The following is a 21,023-nucleotide window of genomic DNA, read 5'->3' as shown; positions in this document are numbered from 1 at the left end:
CCTGCGAGATCAGCATGCGGGTGGTCGTCTCCAGCAGTTCCTCGGCGCCCGTGCCGACGAAGCTGCGCTACCGGCGGTCGGACCCCTACGCCATCGAGGCGTGGTTCCGGACGGGACCGGACGAACTGGTGCACTGGGTCTTCTCTCGTGAGCTTCTCACGGCCGGTCTCCGCACCTCCGCAGGCGTCATGGACGTGAAAATCCGGCCCGCTGTCTCCGTCGGAACGGAGGTCGTCTTCATCACTCTGCAGTCCCCAGAGGGAACAGCACTGCTGGAAGCCCCCCGGGCAGCGCTGCAGAAGTTCCTCCGACGCACCAACGACCTGGTGGCACCCGGAGACGAGAGGCGACACGTCAATGTGGACGAGCTGTTCGAACTCACCGCGCTGAACAGGCGGGACACATCGAGCAGACCCGCCACCGCCGTCGAGCCGGTGAGTGAGCAGGACGAACACGAGGACAGCCCCGACCACCGAGCCGAGCCCGACCAACTCCTCGACAACCAGAAAGGCCCCGACCACTGATAGGACCTCCGATCCCATTTGATCCGCCTCGCCGAAGGCTCGGTACGGCCGTGGGAGGACGCGTGGGAGGACGGCCATAGACCGGTCCCACGACCGTACGGCACGCCTCGCGCGTCAGCGCCGGGTATAGATGAAGCCGATTTTGTCGATCTCGGCGCCGGCCCGGCCGTGGAATCCGGCGATCTGCCAGCCGGCGGGCGCGGTGCGCGTCACGCAGTCGGGCGTCGTCGTCCCGCCGGCCAGCGTGCGGCCCAGGCTGGTCGTGAACTTGGCGTAGAAGATGCGCGTGCGGCCGTCCTTCACGCCCTGGCACAGGTACGCGCTCGTCACGTACTCGCCGCTGCCGAGGGCCAGTGAAGCGGCCGTTCCGCCGGTGCCGCCGTGCGTGAGCGTCGTGCCGTTGGTCAGGGTGACGCTCAGCTGGTCGACGCGGGAGCCGGCCCGCAGGGCGATCGTGGTCGCACGGGCGCCCGCCGACACTCTGTCGATGTCCGTGAAGTAGTCACCGTGTGGCCCGCCGAACTGGTCGCTCAGCTGGAAGGCGGCGTCGCGCGACCAGGAGAAGCCGACGGCGATCGGGTCGTGGTCGGAGAGCATGAGCCCGTCGCTCGTCAGGAACTTGGCGTGCTCGTTGCCGTACGACGTGGCGCTGAGCGAGACGAGCTTGCTGCTCCGGTACAGGACCTTGTCGACGACCTCGCACGTGGGCGGCACCGTCGGCCCGCTCTGGTCGCACACCAGGGCGGGGCTGCCCTTGGCGGGCGGGGTGCCGCCGCGAACGAGCTCTACCCAGGCGTCGGTGAGGCCATTGGCGGCGGCGAACTCGGCGATGGTGTCGCCGGTGCGGGTGTAGCGGGTGTTGGTGTCGCCCATGACGACGACCGCGTTGCCCGCCGAACGGGTCTTGATGAAGGCGGTGAGCTGGTCGAGGTTGTCGGCGCGGGAGCCGAGGTCGCCGTCGGTGGTGCCGGCGTTGGTGTGGACGTTGTAGAAGTCGACGTAGACACCCTCGGCGAGGCGCTCGCGCTGGAACGTGAAGCCCTTGGGTGTCAGGCAGTCGCCCGAGTCGAACTGACACGAGTTCCAGCGGACACGCTCGAAGTCGTCCACGTCGTAGGAGATTTTCGACAGGGTGTTCAGCCCGCTGCCGATGCCGGCGCCGCCGCTGGTGGGGGTGCGGTAGGGGTGCGCGGTGTCGGCGGCGTAGAGGTGGGCGTGGTAGTTGAAGTCCTCCTGGACGTGCACGATGTCGTACGGCGCTATGCGCTGTCCGATGGCCGTGGTGCTCGACTCCCGTGGGGTCGGCGCGCTGGACAGGCTTTCGGGGAGGCCGGCCACGTTGTAGGTGAGGACGCTGAACGCGCCCGAGTCCGCGGCCGCCGCGGACGGGGCGGACATCGTGAGCCCGCCGACGACGGCTGCGGCCGCCGTGAGACAGGCGAGGAGTCTGCGCATGGGGGATGTCTCCTGGGGATGAGGCGGAGAGGCACGGACACGGACGTGAACAGGCCGGACGTTACTGCGGGTTACACCGGTCTGGGAACGAGTTCGGATGCTCTTCACGCCGCGCATGCCGCGATCAAGGCGGCAGTTCGCCTGCGCCTTTCTACGTGTGCACGGCGAGCAGCGCCGCCTGCTCAGGCCCCCGCAGCTCGTGGGAAGTTGTTGCGCGCACCGACTTCGGCATCGCGCACCTAGCGGACGCCACGACGAGCTGAGCCGCGGCTCTTCCACGGGGCGCGTCGAAGCCGGGCAAACCGGACCTTGCGCGAGACGCTGCCACCATGACAACCTCGCCCTCCACCGAAGCCCCGTACTGCTTCGACGACCTGACGGCCCTCTACATCAACTGCACCCTCAAGCCCTCCCCGCAGCTCAGCCATACCCAAGGTCTGATCGACAAAAGCGCGGAGATCATGATGTCGCGCGGGGTCACCACGTCCGAGATCAGGGCCGTCGACCATGACATCGCGCCCGGCGTCTACCCGGACATGACCGAGCACGGCTTCGCCACCGACGAGTGGCCCGCGCTGTACGAGCGGGTGATGGCCGCGGACATCCTGGTCATCGCCGGGCCCATCTGGCTCGGCGACAACAGCTCCGTGACGAAGAAGGTGATCGAGCGTCTCTACGCCTGCTCCAGCCTCCTCAACTCGCAGGGTCAGTACGCCTACTACGGCCGCGTCGGCGGCTGCCTCATCACCGGCAACGAGGACGGCGTGAAGCACTGCGCGATGAACGTCCTGTACAGCCTCCAGCACCTCGGCTACACGATCCCGCCCCAGGCGGACGCGGGCTGGATCGGCGCGGCCGGCCCTGGACCCTCGTATCTCGACCCGGACTCGGGCGGGCCGGAGAACGACTTCACCAACCGCAACACCTCCTTCATGGCCTGGAACCTGATGCACCTCGCCGCGCTGCTCAAGCGCTCCGGCGGCGTGCCTGCCTACGGCAACCAGCGGACGCAGTGGGAGGCCGGCTGCCGCCCGGGCGCGGACAACCCCGAACACCGCTGACCCGACCCGGCGCACGCAAGGATGAACGGCCCTTCGAGGAGCTGACACCATGCCGCACGGAGGACCGTTCCCCTTCCCCATGACTCGTTCAACGAGCCGGCCAGGAAGGGAGCATGGCTACGACCAGGCTTTCCATTAGGTGCTCCAACCCCCGCAGCTGACAGCCTGGAAAATAGGGTGCGGTCGGCTGAGCTGGGGTGATAGCTAAGCGATGTGACAGAGAGTCTTGAGTATTCCGCCCTGCTGCGACTGATCGACGAGCGGTCGGCCGCGTTCCGCAGTGCGGTTGCCGCCGCGCCCAGCCTTGACGCGCCGGTGCCGTCCTGCCCCGAGTGGACGTTGCTCGATCTGGTGCAGCACCTGGGTACGGGCCAGCGCTGGTGGGCCGCGATCGTGGCCGCGGGCCCGGCCGAGGCTCCGCCGGCCAAGGATGCCGGGGAGGTGCCGCGCGAGCTCGAGGCGCTGCTGGCCTGGTACGCCGAGTCGAACGAACTGCTGCTGAGTGCGCTGCGCGAGGCCGGCCCGGAGCGTGAGTGCTGGGCGTGGTGGGGCGCCGGCGTGTCGCCGGCGAATGCCTGGGGCGTTGCCCGGCGCCGGGTGCACGAGCTGCTGGTGCACACCTACGATGCCCAGCTTGCCGCAGGCTCCGTGCAGCCGATGCCGGCGGACGTCGCGATCGACGGAGTGGCCGAGTTTCTCGACACCTGCAACTCCACCCCGGCGGCCTGGCCGCACAAGGCCGCCACCATCCACTACCACGCCACCGAGGGCCGCTCCTGGCTCCTCGCACTGGACAGCACCGGCGCCTGGCCCGCACCCCTCACGGACGACGCCGCGCCCGCCTCCGCTTCGGCCACGGGCACGGCCGAGCAGCTGCTCCTCTTCGTCTGGGGCCGCCTCACGCTGAGCGACCTGAAGATCGAGGGCGACCAGCAGGTGTTCGAGCAGCTGATCGCCTGGGAGCCCGAGGAGTAACCCTCGCAGGCATGAGCGGCCGACCGCCCGCCTGCCCGTACGGCAGGAGTTCCCGGGAGAAGCCGGTTGACGGGTACATTCACCCGTTTACGTGAATCGAGCGAACGTACGACGGCTGGGCCCTCGCTGGTGCGTAACGTGCGTGCTCGGCCTGCCCGGACGGGCGGGGCTGGTGCGGAGCGAGCAAGCGGAGGGGTTGCGGGGATGACGGACGGTCCTTCGAACCGAGGCGGAGGGTTGTCGCGGCGCAGGCTGCTGGCCTCGTCGGCCGTCGCGGGCGGCGCAGGCTGGCTGCTGCGGGGGCTGGTCGGGCCGGACAGCGCCCACGCGGCCTCGGCACCGCCGCCGGGTTTCCCTGCCGGGATCGACGTCCACCAGCGCGTCTATGAGAACTGGGTCGGCGAGATCCGCACCGATCAGCTGTGGACCTGCGCGCCGCGCAGTCCTCAGGAGGTGCTCGACGTCGTCAACTGGGCCTACGGCGCAGGCTGGACGGTGCGCGCGCAAGGGCGGCGCCACGGCTGGTCACCCCTGACCGTGGCCGACGGCACGCCCGCCGGGGCCCGGGTCGTCCTGCTGGACACCACCGCGCACCTGACCGCGATGTCGCTGGAGCAGCAGGCCGCCGACGGGTCGGCCGCGGTGCGGGTCCAGGCCGGGGCCTCGCTGGAGACGCTGCTGGCGTTCGCCGGGGCCGGCGGATACGGCGTCACCGCCGCACCGGCACCCGGTGATCTCTCGGTCGGCGGCGCGCTGGCCGTCGGCGCGCACGGCACGGCCGTCCCCGCCGTCGGTGAGAGCCCGTCACCCGGCCATGGCTACGGCTCACTGAGCAACCTGGTCACCGAACTGACCGCGGTCGTCTGGGACGCGGGCGCCGGCCGTTACGTCCTGCGGACCGTCGGCCGGGCCGAGCCCGACTGCGACGCGCTCCTGACGCACCTCGGCCGCTCGCTGGTCACCGAGGCCGTCCTGCGGGTCGGCGCCGACCACAATCTGCGCTGCCAGTCGTTCGTGGGCATCCCCGCCACCGAACTGTTCGCCGCTCCCGGGGCTTCCGCCGGCGCACGGACCCTGGCCGGCTTCGTGGACCGCACCGGCCGGGTGGAGGCGATCTGGTTCGCCTTCACCGACCACCCGTGGCTGAAGGTCTGGAGCGTCGCCCCGACCCGGCCGACCGCCTCCCGCGCGGTCGACGGGCCGTACAACTACCCGTTCTCCGACTCCCTCCCCGAGCCGGTGGCCCGGCTGGCCGGCGACCTGGTCTCCGGGGCCTGGGCGAGCGCGCCGCTGTTCGGGCAGGTCCAGGCCCTGCTGGCCAAGGTGGCGTTGACCGGCGACATCAGCGACGTGCTGCTCTCGGGGCCGCTGGTGCGGGACGTGCTGACCGGCGACGTCCTCACCCACCTGCTGGCAGGCGGCCTGCGCTCGGACCTGTGGGGCGCCTCCCGCAACCTGTTGCAGTACATCAGGCCCACCACGCTGCGTGAGACCGCCAACGGCTACGCCGTTCTCACTCGCCGCGCCGATCTGCAGTGGGTGGTCAGCCAGTTCGCGGACTTCTACCGCACCCTGCTCGTCCAGTACGCAGCACGCGGCGAGTACCCGGTCAACGGCCAGGTGGAGATCCGGGTGACCGGCCTGGAGGACCCGTCCGTGTGCGGCGTCCCCGGTGCGCGGCCCCCTCTGCTGTCCGCCGTGCGGCCGCGTCCCGACCGGCCGGGCGTCGACACGGCCGTGTGGATCGATGTCCTCTCCCTGCCGGCCACACCCGCCCTCAACCGCTTCTACCGCGACATCGAGCAGTTCCTCCTGACCCTGGACGGGGACCGTGCCACGGTTCGGGCGGAGTGGTCCAAGGGCTGGGCCTACACCGACACCGCCGCATGGGCCGACCCGGACGTCCTCACCCGCCGCATCCCCGACAGCCAGCGCGCCGGAGGCGGCCCGGGCTGGGACGAGGCCGTCGCGATTCTCGACCGGCTCGACCCCCACCGTGTGCTGTCCAGCCCCTTCCTCGACACGCTGCTGCACTGAGCCGGCAGGCAGCCGGCTTCCTGCCGCGACGCCTGGTGTCCGACGTCCCGCCGCCACGCTCGGCCTCCGGCTCGGCGACCGGCCGCCTGGCGAGCGGGGCCGTCGGTTCATCTGTCCCGTGCGTTGACACGGCATCAGCACCCTCCCATCATGGACCGTCATGGGAGCGCTCCCACTCTGTGCCCCAGCCGTCCCGTCGTACGACTCGACGCCCGGCGAGCCGTAGTGCCGCCGGCCCCCGAGGGAGGACCCCATGGCCCCACCGCAGAGATCACCTCGGCCGGCCGGCGCCGCCGGCCGCCCGCGCCACCTCGCACGCACCGCCGCCGCCCTGGCCGCCGCGCTCTCCCTGCTGTCCCCGCTCGGCGCCGCCGGCATCGCGGCCGCCGCCGCGCAGGAGACACCCGCCGCGGACGTCGAGGTCCAGGTCAACACACAGGCGTCTCTGGGCCGCTTGACCGACACCGCACGCGGCGTCAACGCGGCCGTATGGGACTCGCACATGAACGACCCCGAGGTCGCCGCCCTCATGAAGGCGGCCGACGTAGGAGCGATGCGCTACCCGGGCGGATCGTACGCCGACATCTACCACTGGCAGACGCACACCGCTCCCGGCGGATACGTCGCCCCCGGCACCGGCTTCGACGCCTTCATGGGCACCGTCCGCGCCACCGGGGCGGAGCCGATCCTGATCGCCAACTACGGCTCGGGCACGCCCCAGGAGGCGGCCGGCTGGGTCCGGTACGCGAACGTCACCAAGGACTACGACGCGAAGTACTGGGAGATCGGCAACGAGATCTACGGCAACGGCCACTACGGCAGCGGCTGGGAGCACGACGATCACCCGGACAAGAGCCCCCAGGAGTACGCCCGTCAGGTCCGCGCCTACGCCCTCGCGATGAAGGCCGTCGACCCGACCATCAAGATCGGCGCGGTGCTCACCGCCCCGGGCAACTGGCCGGACGGCGTCGTCGGCGCGGGCGATCCGGGCGACTGGAACCACACCGTGCTCTCCCAAGTCACCGACGTCATCGACTTCGTGAGCGTCCACTGGTACGCGGGCGGCTCCGACACCACCGCCGACGCCGCCTTGACCCGCCTGACCCGGCTGCCCGGCGAACTGCGTGAGGTGCGCAACCAGATCGACCGGTACGCGGGCGCCGACTCCCCGCGCATCGGCATCGCCCTTACGGAAGTCAACACCAACACCGGCGGAGCCATGCTCACCGCACGCCCCAACGGCCTGTTCGCCGCCGACGCGTTCCTGACGGCGCTGGAGAACGGCGTCTTCAACGTCGACTGGTGGAACACCCACAACGGCGCGGACCGGATCACCACCGTCGACGGTGAGACCGACTACGGCGACATGGGGATGCTCTCCAGCGGCGGCTGCACCGGCGAGGTCTGCGAACCGGCGCCCAACACGCCGTTCCACCCGTACTACGGCATGAAGATGACCAGTGAACTGGGCACCGCGGGCGACACCTTGGTCCCCGCGGTGTCGTCCGCGCGGGACGTCTCCGCACACGCTGTGCACCGCCGCGACGGGCGCCTGAGCGTCCTGCTCATCAACAAGAACCCCGACGCCGCACGGACCGTCGACCTCGCCTACACCGGGTTCACTCCGTCCGCCGCCACGCCCGAGGCAAGCCGTTACGCGCGCGGCGACAACGACGTCACCGACGTCACGGGCAGCGAGGCGTCCGCTTCGCGGGTCACCGTGCCGCCGTACGGGATGCTCGCCGTCACCGTCACCCCGCGGCCCGGCACCGGGCCCGAAGTCTCGGCCGCCGGCACCCCGGGCACGCCGAGGCTGGAAGCCGTGACCGACACCACCGGCCGGCTGTCCTGGGCGGGCGCGCCCGGCGCCACCCGCTACCTCGTCCAGGAGCGCGACGGCGCGCACACCTGGCTGGTCGGCGAGACCACCGGCACGTCCGTGACCCTGCGGAACCTGCCTCCGGGCAGCACCCACACGGTCAACGTGTTGGCCTCCGACGCCTCGGGACGGCTCTCCGCCCCGTCCGATCCGCTGACCTTCACCACCGGCACTCCGTCCGACGCCCCCTGCGCGGTGACGTACCACCCCGACACGGGCTGGGGCAACGGCTTCGTGGCCACGGTCACCGTACGGAACCTGTCGGACACCCCGGTCACCGGCTGGACCATGGACTGGGACTGGCCGACCGACGGCCAGTCGGTGTCCTCCGGCTGGAACGCCACGTTCCACCAGACCGGCCGGCACGTACGGGTGACCGCACCCGAGGGCGCCGGACCGCTGGCCCCGGACGGCGCGTCCACGGCCTCGTTCGGCTTCGTCGGCGCCAACGACGGACCCAACCCCGAGCCGACCACCTTCCGCCTCAACGGGGCTGTCTGCTCCGGGGGTTGAGTGGTCAGTGCCGCCGGGGAGGAGGAGCACGTTCGGATGCCGGACGCAGTCATTGGTCCTTGAGCTCGGCGCTCTTCGGGATCTCCTCAGCGACGGTCTGCCGGGGCATCCAACGGCTCCGCCCGTCCCGAGGTGTCGCCGTGCGCCCGCCACGCTCTCCACCTTGCGACACATGGGGCAGATGTTGAAAAGGGGACATAAGTGATGGGTGGGAAATTTGCATCATCCCGGGAAAATCGGTGAACCGGGGTGGTGGGAAATCCAGCCGGAACCGAAAGGAGATGCTGACATGGCTGCCACCGAACGCCTGATCGATGAAGTCACCGGCATCGAAATCGAGGAAGTTCTCGCCCCCGCCGAGCCCGACGGGGTCTACCGCGACAGCAGGGAGTGCGCCGCCCTGGCTCTGCAGGCGGGGACCACTACGCTGCTGCTGTCTCCGCCGACCCCCCGCCCGAAGAAGGGCTGAGCGGCTCGACGGGAGCATCACATGGAGCAGTCACGTACCTCCGCCCTTCTCCAGGGCGCGGTGCAGGACCTCGCTTCGGGCGTGGCCTCCGCCCTCCGCGGCGGTGGCCACGCCTCCCCGTCCGGTGATGTACTTCGGGACGGGACGGCGAACGGCGTGGTCCTCGCGGCCGTACGGGTGCTGGGAGCCGATCTGCTCCTGCCCTGCGTGCTCTTTCGCACCGCACCGAGTGAGCCCGAACGGGACGCTGTCCAAGAGGCTGTCCGCGCCTTCCCGCCGCGTCCGGACGCGGCCCCCACCGTGGCCTGGAGCCATTGGGGCATGGTCCGCGCCCTGCGCCGAGCCGACGCCGGCTTCACCCACACACCACTCCCCTCCCTCGATGACCTCGACTCTCCCGCCTCACCCGGCCCGCCCGGCCCGCCCGTCGAACCGGACACCGGCTGGCTGCGGGACGACTCCTGGCAGACCCTCACCCACCGCCTCGCCCTGCTGTCGGCCCTCGCCGTACCGGGCGAGGACGGCGCCGTCGCGCGCGGCGCCCAGCAGCGGGTCGTCGACCTCAGCCGCGGCTTCGTACGGGCCGTACGCCGCCGGGACTGGCGGCAGGCCGCCGGAGCGGGGCGCTGGCTGGCGCTGCTCCGGGACGTACCGGAGACGCTGGGGCTGGACGCCGGCCTGGACTTCGTGGAACTGATGGGAGGCGACGACGCGTGCGTCGCCCTGCAGGTACGAGCGGCCCGCCTGATGCGCACCCGAGTGCCCGCATGACGGCCTCGGACGTCCGCGGGCTGGTGGACGCGGCGCTCGCCTGGGTCTCCGAGGAGCGCGAACGGTTCGTGCTGCCGGACGAGGTCCTGGACAGCGCGGGCGCCGTGAACACGACCTGGAAACCGCTGGGTGAGCTCGCCCAGGTCTGCTCGACCGCCCTGCGCCACACCACCGCGCCGGATCCGCTGCACGCCCGTGCGGCGGACCTGCTGGCCTTCGCGTGGAAGCAGACCGGGCAGGGCGAGCTGCTCGTACGGCAGCAGCGCCGCGAACCCTTCTCGACGTATCCGCTGGAGGTGTACGCGGCGTTCGCGTCGGCCGGACTGCGGTACGAACCCTTCGTCACGCTGTCCGCCCGGCTGACCGAGACACGCGGCCGCCGGCTCGTCGAGCAGGTGCCGGTGCGACGGCTGGGCGTCCTCCTCGCCGAGCGCCACTGCGGCCGCCGTCCCGACGGGGAGGTCCCCGACGTACTGGGCCGCACCTGGCTGGGCGGGCTGCCAGAACCGTGGGCCTTTGAACGGCTCTCCGGCTACGCGCTCACCCACGTCGTCTTCCACCTCACCGACTGGGGGCGCGGCGGCCCCGGTGTCCCCGCCGACCTGGCCGACTACCTGCAGCTGTGGCTGCCGCCGTGGCTCGACACCTGCCTGGACGCGGGCCTGTGGGACCTGGCCTGCGAACTCGTGGCCGTGGCGGCGAGCCTCCCGGTCCCGCCCGAGCACGCCGCCTCCGTGGCACCCGGCGCCCCAGGCCCCGGTCTGGACGCCGCCCTCGACGACGCCTGGGGCGCGCTGGCCGCCGCCCAGCGCCCGGGCGGAGCCGTCCCGGAGGAGGCGGGCGGCGACGGGGAGCCGGCCTTCCTCGACTGCTACCACTCCACCCTCATGGCCGCCTTCGCCGGTGTCCTGGCCCTCGGCCGCCGCCCCGCCCACGACAGGGAAGGAGCACACGCATGACCGGCACAGCCCTGATGCACACCGTGGGTGTCCGCGCGCTCGAATGGCTGTGGGCCCACCGCGACGGTTTCCGCCTGGAGCCCGACGCGGACCCCGAAGTCGGCCTTCTGGAGCGGTTCAAGCCGATCGGGGAACTCGCGCTCGTCTGCAAGGTGCTCTTCCGTGAGGGCGTGGCCGGATCGCGTCAGGCGGAGCTGGCCCGCCGACTCCTGGACCACGTGTGGCGCGACACCCTCGACGGCGGCCGCATGCTCGTCCGCGGGCAGCGCACCGAGCCGTTCTCGCCGATCCCCTTCGAAGTGCACCTCGCCTTCAGGGAACTGGGCCACCGCTGCCCGGAGGTGGAGCGTGCCACCGAGCTGAACCACCGGCTCGACAGCTGGTCCGCGTTCGAGACCACACCCACCCGGCGGCTCGGCCTGTCCGCCTTCCAGCGCCGCGCCGGTCTGACCCCGCGGCCCACCGAGGCCGACGCGTTCCGCCGGACCTGGCTCGCCCGCCGGCCCGAGCCGTGGACGGTGGAGGGCCACACCGCCTACGACATCACCCACGCGGTCTTCCACCTCACCGACTGGGGTGAACACCCCGAGGCGCTGCCCCCGGACACCGCCGACTATCTGTCCCTGTGGCTGCCGGCGTGGCTGGACGACTGGCTGGACCTGCAGCGCTGGGACCTGCTCGGGGAGCTGCTCGTGGTCGACGCCTGTCTGCCGCGGCCCACCTTCGACGAGCGGGCGTGGGAGGCGTTCGCCGCGGCCCAGCAGCCCGACGGGGCCATGCCCGCGCTGCGGACGATGCCGACCGGGGACAGGGACGAGGTGTTCGACGTGGTCTACCACCCCACGCTGGTCGCCGCGTTCGCCTCCACCCTCGCCACCTCCCGGTCCCTGAGCGACCTGGCGCAGGCGTCATGACCGGCGAGCCCCGCACCCCCTGGCCCGAAGCGGCACCGCTCGACGAGGACACCGACGCAGCACCGCCCGAGACCGCGGCACCGCCCCTCGCCGGGGCCGTCGGGGACCTCGAGTCCGTCGGGGCCGTCGGGGCCGATGACGTCGAGGAGCGGCTCGCGGCCGCCGTGGACGCCGCCGACGCCCCCGACGCCGTGTTCGCCCTGTCCCGCCACGGCAGGCGTGTCGTGCGTTGCGGTGGTCACCGCTCCGCCGCCACCGCTCGGGAGGACCTGCGCTACGAGATCGGGTCCGCTTCGAAGACGTTCACCGGCCTGCTGCTCGCCCAGCTGATCCGGCTCGGGCAGCTCACCGGCGGCGAGTCGGCGGCCGCCTGCCTGGCACCCGGCCAGGCCGCGCGCACCGGCGCGATCTCCCTCGCGCACCTGGTCACCCACACCTCCGGACTGCCCGCGCTGCCGGCCGACTTCGTCGTCCGCGCCCTGCCCGCCTGGCGCACCCAGCCCTACGGCCGCTACCCGGACGACCGGGTCGTCGCCGCCTTCCTGCGGGCCAGGCCCCGGCACCGGCCCGGCAGCCACTGGCACTACTCCAACTTCGGGGTCGCCGTGCTGGGCCACGCCCTGGGCGCGGTGACCGGGACGCCGTGGGAGGACCTGGTCACCGAGCACGTCCTGCATCCACTCGGCCTGCACGGCACCACGCTGCGGGTGGGCTCCCCGGCCACGGACGCGACGGGGCACGGCAAGGACGGCCGTACACCCACCCTCGGCTTCGACGCGGGCGGGTTCCAGGCCGCAGGCGCCGTCCGGGCCACCCCACACGATCTGCTCACGTTCCTTGAGGCGCACCTCGATCCGGCCGGAACGCCCCTCGAGGGCGCCCTGCGGGCGGTGCGCGTCCCGGTGCTGCGCCGGGGGCTGGGCCACCGGCACACGCACACGCTCACCTGGTTCCGGCACCCGACGGACGGCGGGCCGATGTACTTCCACAGCGGAGCCACGCTCGGCCAGCAGTCCTTCCTGGGCTTCCGGCCCGACACCGGGACCGCGCTGGCGGCCCTGTGCACCCGCAGGTTCCGGGCCGGCGACCCCTTCATCGCCACGGCGTACGCGCTCCTCGCCGGCGACTGATCCGGACCGGCCTACACGCTCCTCACCGACCACGGATCCGGTCCGGCGCGCGGGCGGTCCCCGCGCGCCGCGTCCGGTCAGGCCGGGTTCACACTCGCTGCCACAGCGAGGGCGTGCTCTCCGGCCGCCAGCCCGCCTGCGCCTGGTGGGGCTGCAGACACTGGTAGCGGACCGTGCCGTAGGTGACGGTCGCTCCTGCCTCGTAGACGCGGCCGGCGGTCCAGGCATCGGCCGCCGGGGTCTCCTCGGGGGCGGACGGGGCGGACGGGGTCTCCTCGGTGGCCGCGCTCACCAGGGTGAGACCGAAGTCGCTCAGCAGCGGGTTGATCGGCTGGAAGAACGTGGTGCCGCCGCTCGTGCAGTCCCCGGAGCCGCCCGAGAGGACGCCCTGCGCCTGCGCGCCCGCGACGTACGGCCCGCCGGAGTCGCCGGGTTCGCCGCACACCGTCGTCGCGGTCAGCCCGTTGACAGTGCCCTCCTCGTAGGTGACCGTGGCGTTCTCCCGCTCGATGGTGCCGCAGTGCCAGCCGCTGGTGGAGCCCGAGCGGCACACCGAGGCCCCCACCAGCGCCTGCACCGAACCGGCGACGTCGACCGTCGCGCCGTCCTGGCCCCGCACCTTGGGGGTGACGGTCCAGTCGCCGGTGACCCCCACCCACGCCATGTCCTTGCGGGGGAAGGTGGAGGCCTGGAAGGTGCCCTGCGCGGCGTCGCCCGCCCCGGTGGTCGTCGAACCGGGCTTCCCGCAGTGGCCGGCCGTGGCGAACCCCTTCTGGTCGCCCTTGGTCACGGAGAAGCCTACGGAGCAGCGGTAGGTGTCGTCGATGTTGTACGGGTCGCCCCCGACGATGTCCGCCAGGGCGCGGGGCCGGTGCTCGGACAGGCGCACGCTGATCCGCTTGCCCGCCACGCCCGCCCGTGCGATCAGCGACTGCGCCGCGGCGCGGGTGGTGGCCTGGACGACGACCCGGTTGGTGCGTACGTCGATGGAGCGCACCGGCGTGTTCACACCGTCGGCGCGGGTGACGGCCGCGTCGAGCTTCTCCTTCACGGCCCGCAGGTCGGCGAGCGATGCGGGGACGACCGCGGCCTCGGCGCCCTGCGCCCTGATGGCGGCCGCGTCGGCGGGGCGGGTGGTGGCGACCGTGAGCAGGGCGGAGGTGGTGCCGCTCAGCCAGGCCCCGGCGAAGTGATCGCCGAGGGAGTTGCGCAGCAGTCCCGCCCGGGCGCCCGCCTCGGCTTCGTTGGCCAGGCGGGTCGTGGCCTGTGCGGGCGTCAGATGCAGATCCCGCTGCAGTGCCCGCAGCACCGCGGCGGCGGGACGACCCGCGCCGAGGGCCTGCGCCGGGGACGGAAGGGGAGCGGCGGCTGGCGGTGACGCGGCGCCCGCCGTGGTGTGCGCGGCGGTCAGGGCGAGGGCGCCGACCGCCAGCAGGGCTGCTCGGGCTGTGCGCGCGGTGTGTCTGCCGGCCATACGGGGCCTCCTGGGGTCCGGATGAGAGGGGTCGGGACGTCGGACGTCGTGAGCCATAGCCCTTGACGCGATGTCCACGGCTCATCGCGGCGGCGGAGGTGTTTCCCGCGATGGGGGACGTGGGGGGTGGCAAGTGCAGTAGGCCGCCGGGGGCGGCAAGGGGCGGGGAGGCTGACTGCGTGCCTTTCCGCTCAGCGTCAGCCGGACGGAGAGGCGAGCAACTCGCAGCGGCCACCGCCATGACACCCCGCCCCGCCGTTCGGCCTGCTCGGTCAGAGCCGGATGGCCATCCGGACGGTCACGGCCGCGGCAACCGTGAGCCCAGCGTTGAGTTCGATCCGGCGGTCTTCGCCCATCAGGTGGACGGCGATCGCGCCGACCTGCACGAGTACGAAGCCGATGGCCGCGGCCGGTGCCGGCGAGGGAGCGATGCCGGTCAGCGGCGGCAGGATCAGGCCGGTCGCGCCGAGTGTTTCGACCACCCCCAGCGCCCGAACGGCAGGCAAGGGTATGTGGTCGACCCAGGCCATCATCGGGCGGAGTTGAGCGCGGCGGCGCCACCGCCCTGCCGGTGGAAGCGGTGCCGTCGGCTTCAGGCGAGGTCGGTGGCGGGCTCGGTCGCGTAGCGGCTCATCGCGTCGATGTTGGCCTGTGCCGTCAGCGGACGGCCGCCTGCCAGGACCTCTTGGAGGTCTCGGAAGTACTGCACGTACAGGTCGGGGGTGAAGGTGCTGAGCATGACGGCGGGTTGGTCGGTCAGGTTGGCGAAGGTGTGCGGGGTGCCGGGCGGAACCATCACGAGGGTGCCCGCGGCGGCGTCGTAGTCCTCCTCCCCGACGGTGAACCGCACGGTGCCGGAGAGGATGTAGAAGCCCTCGTCGTGTTCGGCGTGGCGGTGCTGCGGCGGTCCCTGGGTGCGCGGGGCGAGGACGGACTCGGCGATCGCGAGGCGGTGCCCGGTGTGGCTGCCGTCCTCCAGAACGCGCATGTGTGTGGTGCCCAGAACGATCGTCTCGCCGTCGCCGGGACCCACCACCGACACCGCGGGGCGGGCCGGCGGCTCGCCGGCCTTCACTTCTTCGGTCATGCTCACGAGTGCACCGCCGGGGACCTGCCCGTGTCCAAGACCCATCCCGCGGCGTCGATACCTCGTAGGTATCGTTGCAGCGTGGAGCTACGGACCTTGCGCTACTTCGTGGCGGTCGCCGAGGAACTCCACTTCGGCCGGGCCGCCACCCGACTGCACATGAGTCAGCCGCCGCTGAGCCGGGCGATCAAGCAGTTGGAGGCCGATCTCGGGGCCGTGCTGTTCGCCCGCTCGCCTTCAGGGGTCACGCTCACTGCGGCGGGCTCGGTCCTGCTCCACGAGGCGCGGGCCCTGCTCGACCATGCCGACCGCGTCCGGGTACGTGTGAGCGCGGCCGCCGGCGTCGCGGCCATCACCATCGGCATCCTGGGCGACGGCACCGACCCCGGAGTGGCCAGGCTGGCCGCGGCCTATCGCCGAAGCCGCCCCGGCATCGACATCCGCATCCGCGACACCGATCTGACCGACCCGACCTGCGGGCTGCGTGCCGGACTGGTCGACGTCGCGCTGACTCGGGCGCCGTTCGACGAGACCGCCCTGACCGTGCGTGCACTGCGGACCGACCCGGTCGGCGTGGTCGTGCGCGCCGACGATCCACTGGCCCGCCGCGACGGGCTGCGGCTGGCCGAGCTGAGCGACCGTCACTGGTTCCAGTTCCCGCCGGACACCGACCCCATCTGGCAGTCGTACTGGAACGGCGACAGGCCTCGCGAGGGCCCGGTGGTGCGCACCGTCCAGGAATGCCTGCAGGCCGTACTGTGGAACGGAACGGTCGGCCTGGCCCCGCTCGGACACGACCTGCCCACCGAACTGGCCGTGGTGCCGCTGACCGACATGCCGCCGAGCCGCGTGGTGGCGGTGTGGAACGAGGGTGACACCAACCCGTTGATCCGATCCTTCATCGAGATCGCGACGACCGCGTACCGTCACTGAGCACCGTAACCGGTGAGTGATGACGCCGATCGGAAACACTCGTTACAAGGCGGTGGCGGCGCGGACCAGCCCCGCTACCGCCGTCGAACGGCTGTGTGCGGGCCAGGCGATGACCGTGGTGACATGGGGAGCGTCGAGGACGGGCACAGCGACGAGGCCCTCGCGGAGGCCGGTGCGGCCCGATTCCGGAACGACCGCGCAGGCACGGCCGAGGGCGATGAGCTGGGTGAGCTGCGTATGGTCGCGCACCTGTGGGCCCGGCCCGTCCGGGAAGGACCCGTCGGGACGCGGCCAGCGCGGCAGAGGCAGATCGGGAAGGCCGGTGACCTCGGCGAGCCGCAGGTGGGGGCGGACGCCGAGGGGATGGCCCGCCGGGAGAATCGCGACCTGCCCCTCGGTGTGCAGGTCCTCGGTGTCGAAGCCGGCCAGGTCGTCGAACGGACGGTGCAGCAGCGCCACATCAGCCCGGCCGTCGCGCAGCATCCCTGCCTGCTCGCCCGGCCCGCACAGCATGACGTCCACGGCGACGGCGCCGGGTTCGGCGGCGTAGGCGTCGAGGAGTTTCGCCAGGAGTTCGCCGGAGGCGCCCGCCTTCGCGGCGAGGACCACTGCCGGTCGGCCGGCCGCGGTGAGGGCGGCCCGGCGGGTGCGCCGCTCGGCGGCCTCGACGGCGTCCAGCGCCGCCCGCGCCTCGCGCAGCAGCACCGCCCCGGCCTCGGTCAGAGCGACGCCCCGGCTGCCGCGCTCCAACAGGGCGGCGCCCAGGCGCCGTTCGAGTCCTCCGATCGCCCGCGACAGCGGGGGCTGGGCGATCCCGAGCCGCCGCGCGGCCCGGCCGAAGTGCAACTCTTCGGCGACCGCGACGAAGTACCGCAGCTCACGTGTCTCCACCCCGCCAGCGTAACCGGGCCGGCCAGCGGCGATACCCGGGCGGTATCACTGCCCACCCGACCGGTCTTGGACGCCCCGCAGGGCGCGGGAGCAGCATCGATGCCATGAGTGAGAAGAACAGTGAGAAGAACATCGTGAACCGAAGGAAAGTCGCGCTGGTGACCGGGGCCAACAAGGGCATCGGTTACGAGATAGCCGCCGGGCTCGGCGCCCTCGGCTGGTCCGTCGGGGTCGGCGCGCGGCAGGAGGAGCGGCGCGAGGCCGCTGTGGAGAAGCTGCGCGCAGACGGAATCGACGCGTTCGGCGTACCGCTGGACGTGACCGACGACGCGAGCGTGACAGCAGCGGCCCGGTTGGTGGAGGAGCGGGCCGGGCGGCTCGACGCACTCGTCAACAACGCGGGCATCACCGGCGGTGGCCCGCAGGAGCCCACCACCGTCGACGTGAACCGGGTGCGGGCGGCCGTGGAGACCAACGTGATCGGGGTCATCCGCGTCACCAACGCCCTGCTGCCTCTGCTGCGCCGCTCGCCGTCGCCGCGGATCGTGAACGTCTCCAGCAGCGTCGGCTCCCTCACGCTCCAGACCACTCCCGGCGCCGAAATGGGCCCGATCGCCGTCGCGTACGCACCGTCGAAGACGTTCCTCAACGCCGTCACCGTGCAGTACGCCAAGGAACTGGCCGACACGAACGTCCTGATCAACGCAGTCTGCCCCGGCTACACCGCGACCGACCTCAACGACTTCCGGGGAGTACGCACCCCGCAGCAGGGGGCCGCCTCCGCGATCCGGCTGGCGACCGTACCGGACGACGGGCCGACGGGCCGCTTCTTCGACGACGAGGGCGAGGTCCCCTGGTGAGGGCGTCCGGCCAACTGAGCCACCCCGTACGGGGCATGACCCAGTTACGCCGTCATCGAAGGGGCGGCTCCGAGGGGAACGACAGCGGGCGAAGGCTTCGCCGACGCGTTCACGGGCAGGCGTTGATGCCATTGGCCGGCTGGAGTGAGGGTGCACGCGGACGCCGAACGGCCGGGCCGTATCCTGAGGCCGGCGACGCAGGCACCGCCTCTGCGTCGCAGCCGTCCTTCGCCGCCGGGCGCCGCCCATGCCCGGGTACCAGGTACCCGGGCAGACGATCGGGAGTCGACAGTGATCAGCCTGGCCGCAGTGGGAGGGGTGGCCCTGGTCGAACTGGGCATGGCCCTGACTCCTGGACCGAACATGATCCACCTCGCCTCCCGCGCGATCACCCAAGGCCGCAGGGCCGGCCTGGTCAGCCTGAGCGGGACCGCCGTGGGATTCCTGTGCTATCTGCTGGCCGCGGCCGCCGGCCTGTCCGCGTTGTTCGCCGCCGTGCCGCTGGCGTTCTTGGTGGTCAAGCTCGCCGGGGCCGCCTATCTGGCCTACCTGGCCTGGGACATGCTCAAGCCCGGTGGCCGCTCACCCTTCACTCCCGCCCAGGACCTGCCTCCGGTCTCCGACACCCGGCTGTTCTCGATGGGGCTCCTCACCAACCTGCTCAACCCCAAGATCGCTCTCATGTACGCCGCTCTCCTGCCCCAGTTCATGGATCCGCAGGCGGGTCCGGCCTGGGCCCAGCTGATGCAGCTCGGTGGTGTGCAGATCATCGTGGGGATCTCCGTGAACGCTCTGATCATGCTCGGTGCGGCACGGGTGTCGGGGTTTCTGGCTGCCCGGCCCCGCGTGATGACCGCTCAGCGGTTCGCGGCAGGCGGCCTGCTCGGTGTCTTCGCGCTGCGCACAGCCCTGTCCCGTACGCCTGCCTCGGCCTCGAGACCAGTGCTCCACTGAGGCACCTGCCGCATCGGCTGAGGACCGAGTTGCATTCGTCAGCAACTGGCTCGCCGGGGCAGGTGCCGGACAGGCTCATCTCCACGCCTGAGCCGACGGATCGAACCGCTCACGGCCCGTCCCTCAAACCCGGGTCCGCACGGTGGCCACAAGATTTTCCTGCCGCCTGTAAAGGATCCGGCGGCGCTGAGCAGCGTGCTGAAGAGCATCGTGTTCCGCAACCGCGCTGCGGGCAAGGCCGAGGTGATCCGCGCCAAGAGCGAGTCACAGGTGCTCCGCGCCCAGGGACGCCGAACGGGAGGACGGGGGCGTCGTGGCTGATGAGGGCAGGCCCGGGGCGGGGCATGCAGAGGCGCTGCGGGCGCTGGTCGAGGAGCGGTACACCAAGATGGTGGGCTACGCCGCCCGGCAGCTGCGCACCCGTGACGTGCCGCGGTCGTCGGCCGATCCCGAGGACGTCGTGCACACCGCCCTGAGCGCCGCACTCGCCCGCACCGAACCCATCGGCAAAATGCGGGCCTACACGTACAAGATCATCCAGAACGAGATCGACCGGGCGGCACGGCTCCACCACTCAGGCCGGGGGTACGCCTCCCTGGACGCGGACGTGCGCCTGGAAGACGAACCGGCGGCCGAGCCCGTCGCCGAGGCCGAACTGCGCCACGTCGTCACCCAGGCGTTGAACGGCCTGCCACTGCAGCAACGCCGGGTCATGCTGCTCATGCAGATGGGCATGACTCATGCGGAAGCGGCGCGGGTGCTGAACGTGGCGCCGCGCTGCGCGCGCTGCGTGTCGCGCTCATCGGCCTGGGCACATCCGTCCTCGCGTGGATCACGTGCTCCTTGACGCCCGGAGTACGCGAGATCATCCGTGCCGCAAGTCTCCCGTCACCCGCGGGCCCCGCGATGACACGGAGCCTGCTCACCTTGATCGGCCTGGCCACCGTCATCCTCGGGCTGGCAGTCGCTGGCCCGGATCACACGTCACTGTTGCGGCGGCTGATCAAGGCACTGCAACGACGTACGCCGGCCACCAGAGCCCCGCCGGCCCCAGCCCCAGCCCCGAGGCCGGCAGCGCACAAGAGTACGGGTGGAACGACAGCATCGGCCCCGCCGACGAGTGGCGGCTCAACCCCAACACCGGTGAGGTCGAACTGCGCCTCCCCCCATCCGCACCGCCTCGACGACTCCACGCCCTCGCGAGCACAGCAGTGCCACAGGCCCGGGCAGGCACCGCCACGTCCCCGACAACAGCCTCCTCAACCGGCGCTAGAACCCGCATCGTAAGGACAACACTGGAAGGGCCCCTGCGGAGCGCACGCATTCTCGTTCGGAAATACGGTCTGGCGCCGGGGACGTCCCCCGTGCCGGTCTCAGGCGCAGCGCCATCGCACGCTCCTACTCCCGACGACGGAGGGTCACAGGGGCGCTACGCATCGAGGCCCTTCCCGGTCAGGTCCGGGCACGCTGCGCGACCGGCCCGCAGCACGCCGCGACCACCGCTTCACCCTCGTACTCCATGACCACTGTGTCGCGTGTCCCCCGTGTCCCCTCACATCCGCCGTGGACAGAGAATTTGCTCGATTCCCCGGATGGGTGCGGCGTCGGGGGTACTCGTGGCCTGGCACACGGGGGCCGCACAACCGCGAGGTGAAAGGCATGACTACCTCTCACGGGTCATCGATGGAAACCCATCCTGACCTCATCGACATGCGCACGCGCCACGAGATGGCCGAGCGCGCGGCCACCACCTCCCGGGCTCAGACCGTGGAGACGATGGCCCTCCTGGCAGGTCTGTATCTGGCGGCGTCCCCCTGGATCGCGGGGTTCAACGCGCTGACGACACTGGCCGTCACCAACCTGATCGTGGGCATCGCCTACGCGCTGCTGATGAGCGGCGGGTTCGGCCGCGCCTACGAGCGCACCCACAGCATGGCGTGGGCCGCCTGCGGGCTGGGCGTGTGGACGATCGTCTCGCCCTGGGTCGTGGCCGGTGATGTGAGCACGACCAGGAGCGTCGTCAACAACGTCATCGTCGGCGCGATCTGCCTGCTGCTGGCGATGGCGGCCAGTGCCGCCTCCGGTGATCGGGGCACGTCACGCGGCCGTGGCCGTATGACAGACCGGTAGGTCTCCC

At 71.8% G+C, this 21,023-nt stretch carries 18 protein-coding genes and 2 pseudogenes; 15 read left to right on the top strand and 5 right to left on the bottom strand.

All coding sequences use genetic code 11. From position 1 onward, the window contains the following. Positions 1-14: 14 nt before the first annotated feature. Positions 15-365, top strand: a pseudogene (locus RKD23_RS37575) (SsgA family sporulation/cell division regulator); the annotation flags it as partial. Between the two features lie 273 nt (positions 366-638). On the opposite strand, the gene RKD23_RS37570 reads toward RKD23_RS37575, so the two are convergent. Continuing rightward, positions 639-1,979: a jacalin-like lectin gene (locus tag RKD23_RS37570; RefSeq protein ID WP_424857830.1), complete on the bottom strand. Its 1,341-nt coding sequence runs from the start codon at positions 1,977-1,979 to the stop codon at positions 639-641. A gap of 329 nt (positions 1,980-2,308) precedes the next feature. Between RKD23_RS37570 and RKD23_RS37565 the strand changes: the two genes are divergently transcribed. The 9 genes from RKD23_RS37565 (at position 2,309) to RKD23_RS37525 (ending at position 12,687) form a co-directional block, all read left to right on the top strand. After that, the gene (locus tag RKD23_RS37565) at positions 2,309-3,040 is read left to right on the top strand and encodes a flavodoxin family protein (RefSeq protein WP_424857829.1); all 732 of its coding nucleotides are present in this window, start codon (positions 2,309-2,311) and stop codon (positions 3,038-3,040) included. 213 nt (positions 3,041-3,253) lie between these two features. After that, on the top strand, positions 3,254-4,015 hold the full coding sequence (locus RKD23_RS37560) for a maleylpyruvate isomerase family mycothiol-dependent enzyme (RefSeq protein WP_424857828.1): 762 nt from the start codon (positions 3,254-3,256) through the stop codon (positions 4,013-4,015). A 204-nt stretch (positions 4,016-4,219) separates the two neighbouring features. Next, the gene (locus tag RKD23_RS37555; RefSeq protein ID WP_424857827.1) at positions 4,220-6,052 is read left to right on the top strand and encodes a cholesterol oxidase substrate-binding domain-containing protein; all 1,833 of its coding nucleotides are present in this window, start codon (positions 4,220-4,222) and stop codon (positions 6,050-6,052) included. Between the two features lie 253 nt (positions 6,053-6,305). Next, a complete protein-coding gene (locus tag RKD23_RS37550; RefSeq protein ID WP_424857826.1) occupies positions 6,306-8,444 on the top strand; it encodes a cellulose binding domain-containing protein in 2,139 nt (712 codons plus the stop codon). 289 nt (positions 8,445-8,733) lie between these two features. Continuing rightward, positions 8,734-8,913, top strand: coding sequence for a hypothetical protein (locus RKD23_RS37545; protein ID WP_424857825.1), 180 nt, complete (start codon positions 8,734-8,736; stop codon positions 8,911-8,913). A gap of 21 nt (positions 8,914-8,934) precedes the next feature. Beyond that, complete coding sequence (locus RKD23_RS37540; protein WP_424857824.1) at positions 8,935-9,684, top strand: hypothetical protein; 750 nt, start codon at positions 8,935-8,937, stop codon at positions 9,682-9,684. Then, positions 9,681-10,643: a DUF6895 family protein gene (locus RKD23_RS37535; protein WP_424857823.1), complete on the top strand. Its 963-nt coding sequence runs from the start codon at positions 9,681-9,683 to the stop codon at positions 10,641-10,643. The genes RKD23_RS37540 and RKD23_RS37535 overlap by 4 nt, the downstream gene beginning before the upstream one ends. Next, positions 10,640-11,557 (top strand): DUF6895 family protein, encoded by a 918-nt coding sequence (locus RKD23_RS37530; protein ID WP_424857822.1) that lies wholly within the window; start codon positions 10,640-10,642, stop codon positions 11,555-11,557. The genes RKD23_RS37535 and RKD23_RS37530 overlap by 4 nt, the downstream gene beginning before the upstream one ends. Continuing rightward, entirely contained in the window at positions 11,554-12,687 is a 1,134-nt protein-coding gene (locus RKD23_RS37525) for a serine hydrolase domain-containing protein (protein ID WP_424857821.1), read from the top strand. Before RKD23_RS37530 ends, RKD23_RS37525 begins: the two co-directional genes overlap by 4 nt. 88 nt (positions 12,688-12,775) lie before the next feature. Here RKD23_RS37525 and RKD23_RS37520 read toward each other — a convergent pair whose 3' ends face one another. The 3 genes and pseudogenes from RKD23_RS37520 to RKD23_RS37510 all read right to left on the bottom strand — a co-directional run bounded on the left by RKD23_RS37520 (position 12,776) and on the right by RKD23_RS37510 (position 15,248). Beyond that, on the bottom strand, positions 12,776-14,161 hold the full coding sequence (locus RKD23_RS37520; RefSeq protein WP_424857820.1) for a trypsin-like serine protease: 1,386 nt from the start codon (positions 14,159-14,161) through the stop codon (positions 12,776-12,778). Between the two features lie 272 nt (positions 14,162-14,433). After that, a pseudogene (locus tag RKD23_RS37515) lies at positions 14,434-14,718 on the bottom strand (DoxX family protein); the annotation flags it as partial. 35 nt (positions 14,719-14,753) lie between these two features. Next, entirely contained in the window at positions 14,754-15,248 is a 495-nt protein-coding gene (locus RKD23_RS37510) for a cupin domain-containing protein (protein WP_424857819.1), read from the bottom strand. An 81-nt stretch (positions 15,249-15,329) separates the two neighbouring features. Between RKD23_RS37510 and RKD23_RS37505 the strand changes: the two genes are divergently transcribed. Continuing rightward, on the top strand, positions 15,330-16,181 hold the full coding sequence (locus tag RKD23_RS37505; RefSeq protein ID WP_424857818.1) for a LysR family transcriptional regulator: 852 nt from the start codon (positions 15,330-15,332) through the stop codon (positions 16,179-16,181). Between the two features lie 42 nt (positions 16,182-16,223). Here the strand turns inward: RKD23_RS37505 and RKD23_RS37500 are convergent, their stop codons facing one another. Further along, entirely contained in the window at positions 16,224-17,072 is an 849-nt protein-coding gene (locus RKD23_RS37500; RefSeq protein ID WP_424857817.1) for a LysR family transcriptional regulator, read from the bottom strand. 104 nt (positions 17,073-17,176) lie between these two features. On the opposite strand from RKD23_RS37500, the gene RKD23_RS37495 reads away from it, so the two are divergent. The 4 genes from RKD23_RS37495 to RKD23_RS37480 all read left to right on the top strand — a co-directional run bounded on the left by RKD23_RS37495 (position 17,177) and on the right by RKD23_RS37480 (position 21,016). Further along, positions 17,177-17,932 carry an SDR family oxidoreductase gene (locus RKD23_RS37495; RefSeq protein WP_424857816.1) on the top strand — a complete coding sequence of 252 codons (756 nt, stop codon included), beginning with the start codon at positions 17,177-17,179 and terminating at the stop codon, positions 17,930-17,932. A gap of 291 nt (positions 17,933-18,223) precedes the next feature. Further along, entirely contained in the window at positions 18,224-18,886 is a 663-nt protein-coding gene (locus RKD23_RS37490; protein ID WP_424857815.1) for a LysE family translocator, read from the top strand. A gap of 313 nt (positions 18,887-19,199) precedes the next feature. Further along, a complete protein-coding gene (locus RKD23_RS37485; RefSeq protein WP_424857814.1) occupies positions 19,200-19,733 on the top strand; it encodes an RNA polymerase sigma factor in 534 nt (177 codons plus the stop codon). Between the two features lie 836 nt (positions 19,734-20,569). Beyond that, positions 20,570-21,016, top strand: a complete 447-nt coding sequence (locus RKD23_RS37480; RefSeq protein ID WP_424857813.1) for an SPW repeat protein — start codon at positions 20,570-20,572, stop codon at positions 21,014-21,016. Positions 21,017-21,023: the final 7 nt, after the last annotated feature.

Origin of the sequence: Streptomyces sp. SAI-170, from assembly GCF_049739565.1 — a bacterium.
In the GTDB taxonomy this organism is placed as follows: Bacteria; Actinomycetota; Actinomycetes; order Streptomycetales; family Streptomycetaceae; genus Streptomyces.
This window is presented reverse-complemented; position numbering and strand designations above follow the sequence as displayed.

What these genes read in the sequence shown, in the direction of transcription:
- RKD23_RS37570 (WP_424857830.1), bottom strand. Translation starts at nt 1,979, where the DNA reads ATGCGCAGACTCCTCGCCTGTCTCACGGCGGCCGCAGCCGTCGTCGGC.
- RKD23_RS37565 (WP_424857829.1), top strand. Translation starts at nt 2,309, where the DNA reads ATGACAACCTCGCCCTCCACCGAAGCCCCGTACTGCTTCGACGACCTG.
- RKD23_RS37510 (WP_424857819.1), bottom strand. Translation starts at nt 15,248, where the DNA reads ATGACCGAAGAAGTGAAGGCCGGCGAGCCGCCGGCCCGCCCCGCGGTG.
- RKD23_RS37545 (WP_424857825.1), top strand. Translation starts at nt 8,734, where the DNA reads ATGGCTGCCACCGAACGCCTGATCGATGAAGTCACCGGCATCGAAATC.
- RKD23_RS37540 (WP_424857824.1), top strand. Translation starts at nt 8,935, where the DNA reads ATGGAGCAGTCACGTACCTCCGCCCTTCTCCAGGGCGCGGTGCAGGAC.
- RKD23_RS37495 (WP_424857816.1), top strand. Translation starts at nt 17,177, where the DNA reads ATGAGTGAGAAGAACAGTGAGAAGAACATCGTGAACCGAAGGAAAGTC.
- RKD23_RS37480 (WP_424857813.1), top strand. Translation starts at nt 20,570, where the DNA reads ATGGAAACCCATCCTGACCTCATCGACATGCGCACGCGCCACGAGATG.
- RKD23_RS37525 (WP_424857821.1), top strand. Translation starts at nt 11,554, where the DNA reads ATGACCGGCGAGCCCCGCACCCCCTGGCCCGAAGCGGCACCGCTCGAC.
- RKD23_RS37520 (WP_424857820.1), bottom strand. Translation starts at nt 14,161, where the DNA reads ATGGCCGGCAGACACACCGCGCGCACAGCCCGAGCAGCCCTGCTGGCG.
- RKD23_RS37530 (WP_424857822.1), top strand. Translation starts at nt 10,640, where the DNA reads ATGACCGGCACAGCCCTGATGCACACCGTGGGTGTCCGCGCGCTCGAA.
- RKD23_RS37535 (WP_424857823.1), top strand. Translation starts at nt 9,681, where the DNA reads ATGACGGCCTCGGACGTCCGCGGGCTGGTGGACGCGGCGCTCGCCTGG.
- RKD23_RS37555 (WP_424857827.1), top strand. Translation starts at nt 4,220, where the DNA reads ATGACGGACGGTCCTTCGAACCGAGGCGGAGGGTTGTCGCGGCGCAGG.
- RKD23_RS37550 (WP_424857826.1), top strand. Translation starts at nt 6,306, where the DNA reads ATGGCCCCACCGCAGAGATCACCTCGGCCGGCCGGCGCCGCCGGCCGC.